This is a genomic window from Moorena sp. SIO3E8, assembly GCF_010692445.1.
GTDB lineage: Bacteria > Cyanobacteriota > Cyanobacteriia > Cyanobacteriales > Coleofasciculaceae > Moorena > Moorena bouillonii.
Genome location: NZ_JAAHHM010000035.1, coordinates 47,403 through 64,083, shown reverse-complemented (window position 1 = coordinate 64,083; position 16,681 = coordinate 47,403). Strand labels below are relative to the sequence as shown.

Annotated in this window: 6 protein-coding genes and 1 pseudogene; 3 read left to right on the top strand and 4 right to left on the bottom strand. The window is 42.9% G+C overall.

Translation table 11 applies throughout. The features are described 5' to 3' along the window. Together F6K46_RS17120 and F6K46_RS17115 are read left to right on the top strand one after the other, a co-directional pair. Positions 1-164: pseudogene (locus tag F6K46_RS17120) on the top strand (IS4 family transposase); the annotation flags it as partial. 109 nt (positions 165-273) lie between these two features. Further along, positions 274-2,931 carry a response regulator gene (locus tag F6K46_RS17115; protein WP_293058808.1) on the top strand — a complete coding sequence of 886 codons (2,658 nt, stop codon included), beginning with the start codon at positions 274-276 and terminating at the stop codon, positions 2,929-2,931. Between the two features lie 411 nt (positions 2,932-3,342). On the opposite strand, the gene mnmH is transcribed toward F6K46_RS17115, so the two are convergent. After that, a complete protein-coding gene (gene mnmH, locus F6K46_RS17110; protein ID WP_293058811.1) occupies positions 3,343-4,407 on the bottom strand; it encodes a tRNA 2-selenouridine(34) synthase MnmH in 1,065 nt (354 codons plus the stop codon). Between mnmH and F6K46_RS17105 the strand changes: the two genes are divergently transcribed. Beyond that, the gene (locus tag F6K46_RS17105) at positions 4,393-4,542 is read left to right on the top strand and encodes a hypothetical protein (protein ID WP_293058814.1); all 150 of its coding nucleotides are present in this window, start codon (positions 4,393-4,395) and stop codon (positions 4,540-4,542) included. The genes mnmH and F6K46_RS17105 overlap by 15 nt on opposite strands. Positions 4,543-5,243: 701 nt before the next feature. On the opposite strand, the gene F6K46_RS17100 is transcribed toward F6K46_RS17105, so the two are convergent. The 3 genes from F6K46_RS17100 to F6K46_RS17090 form a co-directional block, all read right to left on the bottom strand. Continuing rightward, a complete protein-coding gene (locus tag F6K46_RS17100) occupies positions 5,244-5,729 on the bottom strand; it encodes a lipocalin-like domain-containing protein (protein WP_293058817.1) in 486 nt (161 codons plus the stop codon). Between the two features lie 232 nt (positions 5,730-5,961). Then, positions 5,962-10,110: a beta-ketoacyl synthase N-terminal-like domain-containing protein gene (locus F6K46_RS17095; protein WP_293058820.1), complete on the bottom strand. Its 4,149-nt coding sequence runs from the start codon at positions 10,108-10,110 to the stop codon at positions 5,962-5,964. Beyond that, positions 10,110-16,664 (bottom strand): type I polyketide synthase, encoded by a 6,555-nt coding sequence (locus F6K46_RS17090; protein WP_293058823.1) that lies wholly within the window; start codon positions 16,662-16,664, stop codon positions 10,110-10,112. The genes F6K46_RS17095 and F6K46_RS17090 overlap by 1 nt, the downstream gene beginning before the upstream one ends. Between the last annotated feature and the right edge of the window lie 17 nt (positions 16,665-16,681).

Here is a 16,681-nt window from a genome sequence, read left to right as displayed (position 1 = left end):
GGAGACATAGCAGTTTTTACATTGGTTTATATGGTCAAACCTGGGTAAAGTTTAAGGATTGTTGTCTAGAATTAGTAACCGAATTAATGAGACTCAATCCTAATAAACGAAAGTATTATCAACGAGGTATAAGGGCTAGGTTGCTTATAGAATCTGCATTTTAGCTTATTTCGTCGCCCCCTCAGAAATTTATCACAAATTGGCAAATTTTTACGCAGTCTAAAGGTTGGCAAAACTGGACAAGTTTTTATCATTGAACGTTCGGGAATGCTCGTGGCAACCTCTACCGGTGAGAAGCCTTTTCGTACTACTCACAAAGACTACGGAGCCGAACGAGTTAAAGCAACGGATAGTAGTAATCCCTTCACTAAAGCTACGGCTCAATATTTATCAACCAAGCTGAATCAAAAACAACCAATTCAACGTTTACAGCAATGGGAATTTGCTGTTGAAGGTAAACGAAAATTTGTACAAATACAGCCGTTTCAAGATGAATTTGGCTTGGATTGGTTGATTGTGGTAGTGGTGCCAGAAGCGGATTTCATCGAACAAATCCACGCCCATACCCGCACTACTATTGCCTTATGCCTAGTAGCCTTGTTACTGGCAACAGAAGTCGGAATCGTTACATCCCGTTGGGTTGTCCGGCCTATCGTCCAACTGAAGGACGCAGCCATTGCTCTAGAGAAGGGACAATTTGACCAAATTGTCAACCAGGAGCGCTCCGATGAGCTTGGGGTTTTGGTTAAGGCATTTAATAACATGGCAAGACAATTGCAAGAGTCCTTTGCCACCCTAGAAGCCAAGAATACTGAATTGCAGCACCTCGATCAACTGAAAAACGAATTTTTAGCGAATACCTCCCAAGAACTCCGCACCCCCCTCAATGGCATGATCAGTATTGCTGAATCCCTGATGGATGGTGTTGCAGGACAATTGCCCTCCAAAGCAAACGCTAATCTTGCCATCATTGCATCTAGTGGAAAAAGACTAGGGAATTTAGTCAACGATCTCCTGGATTTTTCGAAGCTAAAACACAAACATCTTGAACTTGAAATTAAGCCAGTCAGCCTGCGAGAAATAGCCAATCTCGTCCTTGGACATTCCCACTCTCTAATTGCGAAAAAACCTTTGGAGTTAATTAACTCAATTCCTGCCGATATGCCCTTGGTCGATGCTGACGAAAATCGGCTGCAACAAATTTTTTATAACTTAATCGAAAATGCTATTAAGTTTACTGAATCTGGTAGGGTGGAAGTATTAGCTGAACAGTTACCCGTTAGCAATGACGAGTTACCAATGTTAGTCATTACTGTCTCAGATACAGGAATTGGTATTCCAGCAGATAAATTAAATCGGATTTTTGACTCCTTTGAATCAGTAGATTGCTCCAGGACTAAAAAATATGGCGGGAGGGGTTTGGGATTAGCGGTTACTAGACAGTTAGTCGAGTTACACGGTGGCAAAATTCATGTGCGATCGCGTAGCTTGCCAGAAGCACAATTTCGCCTGGGAGGATCTCCTAAGCGATTGCAAAATAAGTCTGGTTCCCACTTTACATTTACTTTGCCAGTGTCTCAGAGGCAGGTTCAGCAGACCTCCGCACTTTTGCAAATTGAATCAATTGCTCCAGTTCCGGATTTGACCAATGAAACCCCGAACTTTACTGGAGCCTTAGCAGCAGACAGTGGATATATCAAAATTTTGATTGTGGACGATGAACCAGTCAACCGCCAGGTTCTTACCAATTATCTTTCCATGGAAAACTATGCGATCGCTACAGCCACTAATGGTTTAGAAGCTTTAGAAATGCTCTCAACTGGCTTCCAGCCTGACTTGATCTTACTGGATGTGATGATGCCCCGCATGACGGGCTATGAAGTTTGTGCAAAAATTCGCCAGAAGTTTTTGCCCAGTGAACTTCCGGTGATCATGTTAACCGCCAACAATCAAGTTTCCGATTTGGTAGAAGGGTTTACTTGTGGAGTAAATGATTATCTGACTAAGCCTTGTTCTAAGCATGAATTGTTAGCCCGAATTAAAAGTCATCTACGGCTTTCTAAAATTACCTCGGCTTATGGTAAGTTTGTTCCCCATGACTTTTTGCGCTTCCTGGGATATGACAGTATTGTTGATGTTAAATTAGGGGATCACGTTCAAAAAGAAATGACTGTTCTTTTTGCTGATATTCGCTCTTTTAGCAGCCTATCAGAACAGTTATCTCCTCAAGAAAATTTTAATTTTATTAATAGCTATTTGAGTCGAGTTAGTCCAGCAATCCGCGCTCACAATGGCTTTATTGATAAGTATATTGGAGATGGAGTGATGGCACTTTTTCCTGAGTCAGCGGATGATGGGGTTCAAGGAGCACTTGAGATGCAGCAAACAGTTGCGGTCTACAACCAGCATCGGTGCCAAAGTGGTTATGTTCCGATTACTATCGGTATTGGTTTACATACAGGTAGCTTAATGCTAGGAACCATCGGTGAACAAAAGCGGATGGAAAGTACGGTTATTTCTGATGCAGTGAATCTTGCTTCCCGCTTGGAAGGATTAACCAAACTTTATGGTGCAGGGATTATGATTAGCCAACAAACCCTCTATAACCTGAATCAGTTTCAAAAGTACAGTTATAGGTTTCTGGATCGAGTCAAAGTTAAGGGAAAAAATAAACCGGTGGCAGTATTTGAGCTATTTGATCAAGATCAGCCGCAACTGAAGGAGTTAAAAAGAAAAACTAAGAGTAACTTTGAACAAGCTGCTTTTCTCTACCATCGGCAAGCTTTCGCCCAAGCTGAACAGATATTTCAGTCAGTTTTACATACCAATCCCCAGGATAAAGCAGCCATGCTCTATGTCAAACGCTGCCAAAGGTATCAAAGCTATGGTGTGCCAGAGGACTGGGAACGGGCAGAAGTGTTGCATGAGTAATATTTGGCGTTGCCCAATTGTGTAATATAGCGCTACGTGTAAGGCAAGAGGCAAGAGGCAAGAGGCAAAAGTTTACGTGCATTAGCAAATGAGCTTTTATCAATGTTCTAACTTTAATTAGTAGTGCTATAATTGAGGGTAATGGGTAAACAAATAAACTATGAACCTAACCGAAACAACCGGACAGTATCTCATTCTTTGTTATCAGTAATTTATCATTATAATTTGATAAGTACTCGGACATAAAATATTGACTTACTGATTAACTATTCTTAATTTTTTTTGCATTTAAACTGTCTATTATTTAAATCAAATAAAAAAGATATATCCCAGTACCATTTTGCCTTTTGCCTTTTGCCTTTTGCCTTTTGTCTTTTGCCTTGCTAAAACGCATTAAAAATGCGTTTTAGCTTAGGATAATTCCGTCAAAGACACTAAACTATTGACAAAAATTTGAACACTCTGATCTGATAAATCCACAATCGATAACGTCGATACTAAATTTCCATAACACTTACTAATCGAGCGGCGGTAAGCTGGATCATAATGAGTTTCAAGCAAATCTCCTACCAAAGCATGACCTTGACCCTCATCAATCATTCCATACCACTGGTTAATTTTTTTCCAGCCATAGCGAGACCTTAGACACTCTAGCTTACCTTTGAAAAACTCAGGGTTAGTACCCAAGTGAGGATACTCTTGCAACAACCATTCAATTCGACGTGCCAGGGGTAACTCAACTTCCACACAACTAGCATCCTTCATATTTTGCCATACTGAATGAGGCAAATAAATTTGTCCAATCTTATTACTTTCTGCTTCTACCCATACTGGCTTATCGACATCAAAGCCTTGCAATTTTTCCAATAGCAGGGATTCAAACCATTTTTGTGACGGTTGAGATAATGGTTCACCTTCCCACTCTTGACCGAGCAGGGAACCTCGATGATTGGCTAACTCTTCTAAATCCAGCACCTGCACACCTTGCTGAGCAAGTTGCCGCAAAATCAGGGTTTTCCCACTACCGGTTAGTCCACACAATACCCGGTAAGTAAACTGCTGTGGCAACTGTTCTAATTGTTCCCTTACATAAGCTCGATAGGTTTTGTATCCCCCGTCGAGAACTGTAACTTGCCAGCCAATTTGAACTAACACTGCTGCCAAACTCTGGGAACGCTGTCCACCCCGCCAACAATAGACTAAGGGATGGTAATTTTTATCCTTAGCAGCAAAGTGACTTTCCAGATGTCGAGAGATATTCCCAGCAACTAGAGAGGCACCAATTTTGCGAGCTTCAAAGGAAGACACTTGTTTATAGATAGTCCCTACCTTAGCCCGTTGCTGATCATCGAGCACAGGTAGATTAATCGCACCTGGCATATGATCCTCAGCAAACTCACTCGGGGAGCGCACATCAATAATTTCACTGTAGTCTTCTTCCCAAGGCTGCTGGGTATAGTTATGCGATCGCTGCATTCGATGTTCAATTCTGTGTTTCGTGACATACTCCCGACGCTGACAAGCCCGAATGCGGGCTTCTTACCAACACCACCCAATGGTATCGGCTTTCGCCGACGCTGGCCGAACGGTTACCGAAAAAATTGGGTTTAAAGCCCCGTCCTTATAGGACGGCTTTCTTTTTCAGCTAAAACTTGACAGTTTTAACAGAGCGTGTTATATTGAAGTAATAGACAATAAAATCAAAAGCTAGATAAATACTATCTAAAAATAAGTAGGCAACGTAAAAAATATGTAAGAGATACATATTGCGTAATTTGGTCTAACGACTTAAATGTCTATGAAAAAAATTAGATTAAAAAAGTATCTATCTATCTATAAAAAAAGCGATGCAGTCGGCCAAAGGGGGTTCCCCCCATGAGCGACTGCATCTTGACAAGGTACGGTGGGGCAAATCGGAACCCTGGTGTTAAACCAAAACGCTTTGGGAGATCCGTCCTCTACTCTTCCTGGTTCCGGCTGGCCCACGCAAGATGGATCGTTGAACAAAGAATCCCCACGTCTTTAGACCGGGGAGTGTCAAACGGGTTACTTTATTAACGACACGGGATGCCCCGACCCGCCGGAACAATACCAGAAGTTCTAGAACCTTAGGTGGGCTTTCAGCATCTAAATTATTAAATTCGCCTAGGTCAAGGGCACCGAGGGGGACTTTAAGAGTTTTGTTCCTCCCAAAATTGGGGTGCTAGGGGTGCAAAACCATACCCAGAATCAGCAACGCTCAATTTTGTAACTTGGCTGAAGGGGCGAAAGTCGCTCCCTAGCTTTTAGCTACCTTTTCACCCCCTGAGGTTCTAGGAAACGCGTTGCCAAGTGAGGTAAAAGGTATTCCCCACAGATGATGCAGTTAGTACAAGTATATCTTCTGAAAGCTCAAAATTCCGTTCCAAGTCTATACCAGTCCAATCTGGAATTAAACTAACTTCAACATGGTGAATAACTTTATTATCTCTAATTTCATATTTACCACTATAAGAAATATAGTTTCTCGCTGCCATAAAATATCTAAAAGTTACTTTTATATACTTCAGTATGTTTGTTATTAACTGTAGTTTTGATACATTCCTCAGATTCTGGATTTCTTCCATAGATAAGCCAAGATTCAAGCGATTACTCATCATAATTGAGGCTGACATATATCCCTCCTTAGTATATATAATGTGGCCTACGGGATTTTTGCCATAGGGATAACTGATTTTTTGTTCCTTATCTACAGATTTCAGTTCGGCAAGTTTCCATGTTCCGACAAAAGCATCTTTTGATACTATACTAGGTGTCATTTTTGTTCCTTAATTACTTGTTTTTTTTATAAGACGCCTATTATCTACGTCTAATTGAATATTTACTCATATCATATCTATAGCGTTTATCATAACTATGAGGTACACATTATTTTTTCCCTCTTCCCTAACTTCCCCTCCTGAGAGGGTTTAGGGGTGGGTTCCTGCTCCCTGCTCCCTGCTCCCTGCTCCCTAAAACCCAGAGATTTGTACCTCATGGGTATAAGACTTGCTATATCTTAATAGATAGCATCTGATAAATTGTATCCAAAAGCAGTTTTTTGCTATCCTTCAAGAACATATGTTTACCAGGAAACATTTGTACTTCAAATGTACTCGAAGTGTACTTCGACCATTCTGAAAGTTGTTTTTCACTTGTCAAAGAATCGTTGATGCCACCAAAGCTAGAGATTGGGCAACTCAGAGGAATTTTGGCCACGTAGCGATAGCTTTGTAATAGCTGAAGGTCTGCTTTAAATACATTCATCAACTCTTGTAAAAGTGATGGATCGTCATAAATATCTTCTGGAATTTCTGAAATATTCATAAGATAATTCAGTTTTTGTTCTTGTGAGAAAGACTCAAACTCCTTTGATAAAGAAGTATCGGATGGTGGTAGGGCAGCGCTTAAGAAAAGGTGTAGTGGTTTGAGATTGTATTCTTGTTCAAGAACATGGGCAAGTTCAAAAGCAATTAATGCTCCCATGCTATGGCCGAAAAAAGCAAATGGTCTATCTAAGTAAGGACTGATAATTTCTCCTAAAACCTGGATGAGAGGAACAAACTCCGTAAAAGGTTTTTCCTGTAGGCGTCTTTGCCTGCCTGGAAGTTGAATTGGCAATACTTCTATATCTGTTAGGAGCTGATCAGACCATCCTTGGAACATTGAGGCACTTGAACCCCATGGGTGAAAGCAGAATAGACGCAGACGAGCATTGGGTTTTGGTTGATGATATGCAATCCAACGGCTTGTTTTGTCAACCAATTCTTTACTTTCATCTTCAGAATTTATAATCTCTGAAGAATAACTGTCTTGAGTCAATTGTTTAGTAAGCTCTTCTGCTAATTCAATTATGCTAGGTCCTTGTAGAATTTTGCCAGCAGATATAGTCACTTCTAGTTGAGTTTCAAGTTGACTTCTGAGTTCAAGACCAGTTAAGGAATCAAAACCCAATTCTAAAATGGATTGCTGTGGATCTATAAGGTTTGAATCATTGATTAGAAGTATTTTTCCCACCTGCTGTTGGATATATTCAACCAGAATTTGTTTGCATTCTTGAGTAGAAACTGTTGCCAATTTTTGGATTAGTTCAACATTTTTAGTTAATTGCTGCTGTGGAGAGGCACTCTTGATTGTTTCTTCCCCAAAATCTTTAGTGCTAACTGCTTTTAGTTGTTGCTGGTGCTGTTCAACTAGCAGTTCTATAAGTTTTGGTAGAAATTCAACTTCAGTTGGAGAAAGATTTCCCACTCTTTCTAGTTGTTGAGCTAAAGCTTTGGTTTCTCCTTGATTAATCAGATTGACGATCGGGGTACTGATCTTTTCTAATGGGATGCCACCATTTTTTTGATCGTCATTTTTAGAGGTCTCTACCCAATACCTTTGTCGTTGGAAGGGATATGTAGGTAAGGGTACTTTCTCACGAGCATAATCTTGGTCAAATCCTAACCAATCTACTTTAGCCCCCTGTACATGTAACTGTCCTAAACTAGACAGCATCTGTTGCCATTCTTCTACTCCCTCCCGCAATGATGGTAACCACAAACCTGCCCCCTCTGGTAAACATTGCCTTCCCATCCCTAATGATATTGGTTTAGGTCCGATTTCTAGGAAAGTTTCATAGCCTTGCTGGTTTAACTCTTTTATTCCTTGGGCAAACCTTACCGGTTGGCGCACATGACGAACCCAATATTGTGCTGTGGCGATGCTGTTGCCTGCCTGAGTTCCTGTGACATTGGATATGATTGGTATCCTTGGTTGATGGTAGGTGATTTGATTGGCTACAGTTTCAAACTCGGCCAACATCGGTTCCATTAATGGTGAATGGAAGGCATGGGATACTTGTAGTTGTTTGGTCTTGATGCCAACAGATTCAAGGTTAGTTGCGAGCTCTCCTACTGCTTCTGCTTCGCCAGAAATTACTGTGCTTTCGGGTCCATTGATAGCGGCAATGACTACTTTTTCTTCCAACGACATTGCCTTCAAAGTTTCTAGGACTTTCGACTTATCAGCCATGAGTGAAACCATTGCTCCACCAGCAGGTAATTTCTGCATTAAAGAGCCCCTAGCAGCAATTAGTTTTAGTCCATCTTCTAAATTGAACACTCCTGCTACAGTGGCTGCCACATATTCACCCACACTATGACCCATAACTACATTTGGTTTAATCCCCCAGGATTGCCAGAGCTTAAAGAGGGCATATTCTAGAGCAAACAGCACCGGTTGGGTATAGGCTGTTTGCTCTAGTAGGGATGTACTGAGCTGCTCTTTGTCTGCTGCTGGATAGAGAATTTCTCGTAATGAGGTTTCCTTAAACGTTTCGAGGCTACTAAGAATTTCCTCACATTGGTTAATTGCTTCACGGAAAGTTGGTGCTTGCTGATACAACTGCCTTCCCATGTTCACATATTGGGAACCTTGTCCTGTGAATAGGAAGGCGATTTTGGGTACTGTGGTGTTATTTGTCAGTTCTCCTGAGTAGATTCCGCCTACTTCTTCTTTTTTTTGGTGCTGTCGGAGTTTTTCAACTAATTCTTGTTGGTTAGAGGCAACAACTGCTAGTCTGTGGTGGAACTGTGCACGTCCTGTATTGGCTGTATGGCAGATATCAGCTACCTTTAATTCTCGATGAGTTTTTAGAGAATTTTGATAACTATTGACTAACTCACCAAGAGCCGTTTCAGTTTTCGCTGAGAGAGTTAATAGATGAACTGCACGTTCTAGCCCATCTTGAATTTTTAATTTTGACTTTTGACTTTTGGCTTTTACTGGCGCTTCTTCTAAAATTGCATGAGCATTAGTCCCACTAAAACCAAAGGAACTCACTCCCGCAATGCGAGTTTTACCATTGGTTTGCCAAGGGCTAAGTTTAGTCGAGACTTGTAGAGGTAATTGAGACCAATTAATATAGGGATTAGGTTGGTTAAAATGTAGTGATGGTGCTATTTTTTGCTGTTGCAGTTGCAGGACTACTTTCATTAAACCTGCTATTCCTGCTGCTACTTCTAAGTGACCTATGTTAGTTTTAACTGTCCCAACACTTAAGGGGTTTTCTTGAGAGTGAGTTTTTCCAAATACTGTTCCTATGGCTCCAACTTCAATGGGGTCTCCCAAAGAAGTTCCTGTACCATGAGCTTCAATATAACTAACACTTGCTGGGTCTACTCCCCCATTTTCGAGGGCTTGACGGATCACAGCTACTTGAGACGGACCATTAGGTACTGTCAATCCACCACTTGCTCCGTCTTGATTGATCGCACTGCCACGAATTACCGCCAGAATATTATCCTGATTGGCTACGGCGTCTGAAAGTCGCTTCAAAACAATTATTCCGCATCCTTCTCCACGGACGTAACCATTAGCCGAAGCATCAAACGTCTTACAGCGACCATCGGGAGATAACATTTTGGCTTTAGAGAAAACAATACTCAACTCAGGAGATAGGAGTAGATTCACACCACCAGCTAAAGCCATATTGCATTCTCGCTGTCGCAAACTCTGACAAGCCAGATGCACAGATACCAAAGAGGAAGAGCAAGCAGTTTCTACTGCCATATTAGGTCCAGTGAGTCCCAAGATGTATGATAAACGACCTGTAGCAGCACTCGGCACATTACCTGTACCCCAATAAGCCTGTGGTATCTCAGAGGTGGCCAGCTTACTCTGATAATTGCTATTACCAATGCCAATGAATACTCCTGTGAGACTATTAAACAATTTGTCTGGGACTATGTTAGCCCTCTCTATTGCTTCCCAACTAACTTCGAGCAACAAGCGTTGTTGAGGATCTAAGCTGTGAGCTTCTCGGGGAGAAATCCCGAAAAAGGCGGCATCGAAGCGATCTATTTGTGAGATAAAACCACCATCGCGGGTATAAAGTTTACCTGGAGCATCTGGAGAAGGGTCATAGTAGTCATCAATGTTCCATCGCGCTAATGGTACTTCTGCGATCGCATCTACTCCATGATGGAGTAGTTGCCAGAATGCTTCAGGAGAGTTGACTCCACCAGGGAAGCGACAACTCATGCCAATTATCGCTATGGGTTCTATTTTTTGATTTTCAAAAGTTTCTACTTGAGACTGCAAAGTTTCTATCTGGCGAAAAGCATTTTCCATTAATGCTTTGTAGTTTACAGTACGGCTGCTTTTACTTTCTTTCATTAGCTTTTATTTCTTCCCAGAGATTCTATTTTTTTAGCTAGTAGGTTGGCCATTTCTTCTTCCGAAATTTCTTGAAAACGAGATGCGTTATCTATTTCATCTTGTTCTACATTTTCTGTTTCATCTAGGTCAGAATAGAACTCTAGCGAGATGACATCATTGGCTAAATACTCTACCAGTGCTTCTACCGTCGGATAGTCAAACAATAGTGTTGAACTTAAGCTTGTCTCTAAGCTTGATTCCAAGCGATTTTTCAATTCCACTGCCATCAGAGAATCTAATCCTAAGTCAAACAAAGGTTGTCGCATTCCTATCTTTTGTGTATCTGTCCAGCCTAAGGTTTTGGCTATCAAAGAGCGAATCTGATTGGTTAATAACTCCTGACGTTCTGAAACTGGTACTGATTCTAGTTGTTCCCTAAATGCGGACTTTTGAGTTAATGACTGCTCAGTGGAAATCAAAGCCTCTAACAATGGCATCTTTTGCCCACCCGGTAGTTGGCTAACAAACCTTGACCAGTTAATCGGGAACACCCCCACTTGGCTTTGGGACTCTGATAACAATGACCCCAATGCCATCATGCCCTGTTCTGGTTTGATGGCAATCATGCCACTCCTATCAAGCCGCTGCTGATTAAAACTATCTAAACGAGCTGCCATGCCTGCTGCTGCCCATGGTCCCCAGTTAATACTCAATCCTGGTAATCCCTGCCCTCGACGATAGTGGGCTAAAGCATCCATAAACCCGTTAGCGGCGGCATAGTTTCCTTGACCTGGTGAACCAAACATCGAAACCATCGACGAGAAACAGACAAAGAAATCTAAGGGTACATCAAGGGTCAGTTGATGCAAATGCCAAGTTCCGGCCACCTTTGGTGCCATCACTTTGGTAAACTGCTGCCAACTCATGTTTTGCAGTAACCCGTCATCCAATACCCCGGCGGCATGAATCACTCCTTTGAGTGGGGGTAATGATGCTGATATTTCCTGTAGTGTCTTGGCTACATCTTCAGTATGGGAAATATCTCCTAATACTACTCTGACATGGGCTCCAGCTGTTTCTAACTCCTCTATGATGGTTTGTGCTGTTGGATTCGGAGCCCTACGCCCCATTAAAGCTAGATGCTTGGCTCCTTGAGTGACCATCCATTGGGCTACTTCTAACCCTAAGGCTCCTAATCCCCCTGTAATCAAATAACTGGCTTCTGGTTTGATGGACTTTTGCTGATCAGATAAAGCTTCTGGCATCTCCACCACTACTTTCCCTATATGCTTGGCCTGCTGCATATACCGGAAGGCTGCTGTTACTTCTGTACTAGGAAATACTTTATAAGGTAAGGCTTTGAGTTGTCCTTGGTTCCATCCCTGAGTTAATTCCTCTGTCAGTTGAGCCATTACACCTGGTTGTTGTTGGACTACTTCTGATAAATCAAAGGGGTAGTAACGGACATCTGGTCGTTTTTCCTTGACTTGCTGTTGGTCCCAAATCCCAATTTTGCCAATTTCGATAAATCTGCCTGTTGGAGCTAATACTTCTAAGCTTTTGGGAATGTACTCTCCGTTGAGGCTATTGAGGACTACATCTACTCCTTTTCCTGCAGTGTGCTCCAGGATTTCCCCGGCAAACTCTAAGGTGCGGGAGTTCATGACATGCTTAATGCCCAGGGATTTGAGAAATTCCCATTTACTCGGACTTGCTGTCGCAAATATTTCTGCCCCTGCCAGTTTAGCTATTTGCACGGCGGCTTGCCCGACACCACCAGCTGCAGCATGAATTAATACTCGCTCTCCTGGTTGAATTTTAGCTAAGTGCTGCAACCCGTAGTAGGCACTCAGGAATGTCAGGGGTAGGGTGGCTGCTTCGGTGAAACTCATGTGTTTCGGCTTTGGCATCACATACTCAGCGGGAACGGTGATGAAACTGCTGAAGCCGTCGTGCACCATGGTGGCTATGACTTCGTCTCCTACTTGCCACTGTGAGACTTGTGCTCCTACTGCAGTGATTTTACCAGCACATTCCAAACCGAAGGTCAGTTGCTGTGCACTGCTGATACCTAGATGAGAGGCATAGTAGTCTTTGAGTAATCCTAGGGCGTTGAGCACGTCTCGAAAGTTTAGTCCCACTGCAGCTACCTCGATTTCTACTTCCGTGGCTAATGGAACACGCCGCTGCATTAGTTGCCAGTTGAGGTGGTCTATCACTCCATATTCTGGCAGTTTCAATTGCACTGGTTGGTCGGCTGAGGTGATGGGCTGTTTGTGGGGTTTTTGTACCAGTCTGGCCACATAACGACGGCCCTGACGTATGGCGATTTGGTCTTCTACATCTTCTGATAACAGCTCTGTGACTAGGGCATCTAGGTTTTGAGTAATCTGCTTTTCTGGGTCGCAGTCGAGGCGTTTACAGCCTAGTTCTGGGTGTTCTTGGGCGATTACTCGTCCTAGTCCCCATAAGCTTCCATACTCGGGGTTGATTACTTCTTGGTCTGAGTTTACCCTCTGAGTTCCTTGGGTTACTAACCACAGCTGCGGGATTTTTTCCGGTTTGCTGTTGACGATGGCTTGCACCAAATGCAGCAGAGCCCCACAACTTTTTTCTTGAATTGTCTCTAATTCTAGGTGGTCTTTGCCAAGGAGTTCCGCCACGCTCCACAGATGCACCACCCCTGTCATCCCTGGGTTTTCTGCTAGCAGTTGTTGAAATTGTTCGGCACTGGCAGGATTGATTTGATAGTGTTGTGGACTTAGTTGCTCATAGGTCTGTCCTGGTGATACTCTGATGCACTCGTGACCAATGTGTTCTAGTGCTTCTACTAGGTGAGTATCTTCTGCCAATACTAACCATTTGCTGCTTGCTGCTGGTGATGGGGTCGTTGATGGTAGGGGTTGAGCTTGCCAGTTGATTTGATAATACCAATGGCTGATATCTGGTTGCAGACTTCTCCATAGGGCTGATTGTGTGGTTGCCCTTACCCTTAATCCCTCTAGGGAGGCTAGTATCGTGCCGAATTTGTCTACCAGCAAAATGTCGGCGGTTAAGCTGGTTTCTGGTATTTCTGCTATCGCCCATACAACGCTTGTTATCTGACGATACAGTTTCAATTTTTCTATCCCTACTGGCAGATAGGTCTGGTCGGTTTCGGTGTGGTCTATGGCATGACCTATCATTTGTAGAGCTGCATCTAATAGGGCTGGATGTAGCTGATAGTCTGTTACTTGTGTGGTTAATTCTTCTGGTAAGGCGATTTCCCCTAGGACTTTTCTTTGACCTTTCCACAACTGTTTTATTCCTTGGAAACTGCTGCCGTAGTTAATCCCTCTTTCGAGACATTGTTGATAATGTTGTTTAATGTCTATGGCTTGACTACACTCTTTCTGGTATTTTTCTAGGTCGATTGTTGCTTTTATCTTGGTGGTTGAGTCTGGAGAGATTTTCCCTTCGGCGTGCAATGTCCATTGGGGTGTCTGTTGATTTTCTCCTTGTGATGCGGTGAATATCTCGAACTTATAGCTGTTGTTTTCTAATGGGAAGACTACTGTTTTTATTGTCTTGATTTCTGTTTCTGGTAGGATTAAGCCTCTACCTATGAATAAATCTGTTACTGCGACTGGGGGTGAACCGAACAGATTTCTGGCTGCTGCTGTTGCTATTTCTAGGTAGCCTGTAGCTGGGAATAGTGCTTTGTCAAATACTCTGTGGTCACTAAGGTAGGCTGGGGATTCTGCTGTTAGGTGTGATTGATAATGCAGTTGATTCTCTATGCGGGGTAGGTGGATTTTTTCACCTAGTAAGGGATGCAGATATTTTGCTTTTAGCAAATATTGTTTTTGTCTGTAGCCATTTTGGGTTTCCATCCAATACCGTTGTCGTTGAAATGGATAGGTTGGCAACACCACTTTCTGACAGCTATAATCTCGATCTACCCCAGACCAATCCACGTTAGCTCCCTCTAGATACAGCTGTCCTAAACTTGAAAGCATCTGTTCCCAGTCTTCTACTCCCTCCCGCAACGACGGTAACCACACACCGATTTCTTCTGGCAGACACTGCCGCCCCATCCCTAATAATATTGGTTTCGGTCCGATTTCTAGGAAGATTTCATACCCTTGTTGGTGCAAGGTCTCCATACTTTGGGCAAACCTCACTGGTTGGCAGATATGATTCACCCAGTAGTCTGCCGTGATTACCTTATCGGTAGCTGTTTCTCCTGTAACATTAGATATGAGTGGAATTTGAGGCTGATTGTAGCTAACTTGTTGAGCAACTGCTTCAAACTCTGCCAATATTGGTGTCATCAAGGGTGAATGAAAGGCGTGAGATACGTTTAGTCGTTTGGTTTTCACTCCCTCCAATTCTAGGCTGCTACAAATTGCCCCAACAGCTGCACTCGCTCCCGAAATCACAACGCTTTGCGGCCCGTTTATGGCTGCGATTTCTACATTAGACTTAGCCAACCCCAATTTCTCTGCGTAGGTCGCGATCGCCTCTCGTAGTTTTGACTCTGATGCCATTACCGACACCATCTCTCCGACCGATGGCAACTGTTGCATCAACTGCCCTCGCGTGGCAATTAGTTTCAGACCGTCTTCTAAACTAAATACCCCTGCTACGGTTGCTGCTACATATTCACCCACACTGTGACCCATCACTGCACCTGGTTTGATGCCCCAGGATTGCCATAGTTTGAATAGGGCATATTCAATGGCAAATAGGGCTGGTTGAGTATAAGCAGTTTGGTCTAGTAGAGATGAACCAAACTTATTTGTAGTTTGATGATAGAGAACTGCTAAAAGGGATTGGTCTAGAACCGAACTCAGAATTTGGTCACATTCGTCCAAAGCTTCACGAAATGTCGGCTCTTGTTCGTAGAGTTGCCGTCCCATATTAAGATACTGGGAACCTTGGCCGGTGAACAGGAAAGCTACTTGAGGAACACTACTGGTGCTGGAAAATTCTTGTTGAAACACTCCTGCCACTTCTTCCCCAGCAGTCAGGTGGCTGAGTTTTGTCGCTAATTGTTGTTGGTCAGCAGCGATAATGGCCAGACGATGGTTATGGTCAACTCGTCCGGTATTAGCTGTGTAACAGATATCTGCCAGTTCTGATTCTCGGTGAGTTTCCAGGTAATTTTGATAACGACTGACTAACTCTGAGAGTGCTTCTTTAGTTTTTGCTGAGAGCGTTAATAAATGTAAGGGACGCTGATACTTATCTTCACTTTTGACTAGTTCTGGTGCTTCTTCGAGAATAACATGGGCATTAGTTCCTCCCACAGCAAAAGAACTAACTCCAGCTCGGCGAGGAGTGCCATTGCTTTTCCATTCTGACAAAGTGGTATTGACATAAAAGGGACTGTTGGCAAAATCAATTTTGGGATTGGGTTGCTCAAAGTTCAGGCTAGGAGGAATTAATTTGTGGTTGAGAGCCAACGTAGCTTTAATAAGTCCCGTTACTCCTGCTGCTTTCTCTAAATGCCCTACATTAGTTTTTACTGAACCAATGGCACAAAAGCCTTGTTTTTGGGTGCTCTGCTGAAATACTTTGGTCAAAGCTTTAATTTCAATCGGATCTCCTAGTTCTGTGCCCGTGCCATGAGCTTCTATGTATGATATCGTCTCTGCTTCCACCCCAGCCACAACCTGAGCGTCTGAAATAACGGCTGCTTGACCTACCACACTAGGTGCAGTATAACCAACTTTCAAAGAGCCATCGTTATTAATGGCAGAACCCTTGATTACTGCATATATATAATCTCTGTCTGCAATTGCATCTTTGAGTCCCTTGAGTAGTACAATCCCAAGACCATTACCAAATACGGTGCCCTTAGCCTTGGCATCAAAGGCTCGGCAGTGACCATCTGGAGATACAATCATCCCCTCCTGATATAAGTATCCAACTTTTTGAGGAACGCGGATGTTGACACCACCAGCAAGAGCCATGTCGCATTCGCCATTGAGTAAGCTTTGGCAGGCCAGATGAACAGCTACTAATGAAGTTGAACAAGCCGTTTGAACGGTGATGGCAGGTCCGGTTAGATTCAGGTTGTAAGCAACACTTGTTGCCAGGTAATCTTTTTCATTGCCTAGCAGTTGTTGCAACGAGCTGCTAGTAAGGTGAGAAAATTTAAAACTCGGATTAACGTTGTTTAAAAAATAACTGCTCATGTTAATGCCAGCATAAACCCCGATATAACCTTGATAGGTATCTAGGTTATAACCACCCCTCTCTATGACTTCCCAAGCACATTCGAGGAACAGCCGTTGTTGCGGGTCTAGCTCTTCAGCTTGTTTGGGAGTATAGCCAAAGAAACTAGCATCAAACATATCTATGTTTGGGAGCGCATTGCCAGCCCTGACGTAGTTAGGGCTATTCATTAGCTCTTTTTCAATCCCGGAGTTTAGCAATTCTTGTTCTGAGAAGAGAGATATTAACTCAACTCCATCCCGAATATTCTGCCAAAATTGTTCAATATCGTTTGCTCCTGGATAACGCCCGGATATACCAATAATTGCTATATCCTGATTATCATTAAGGTCTTCTTCTATGTTATTCATGCAATTAATTGCCTCCT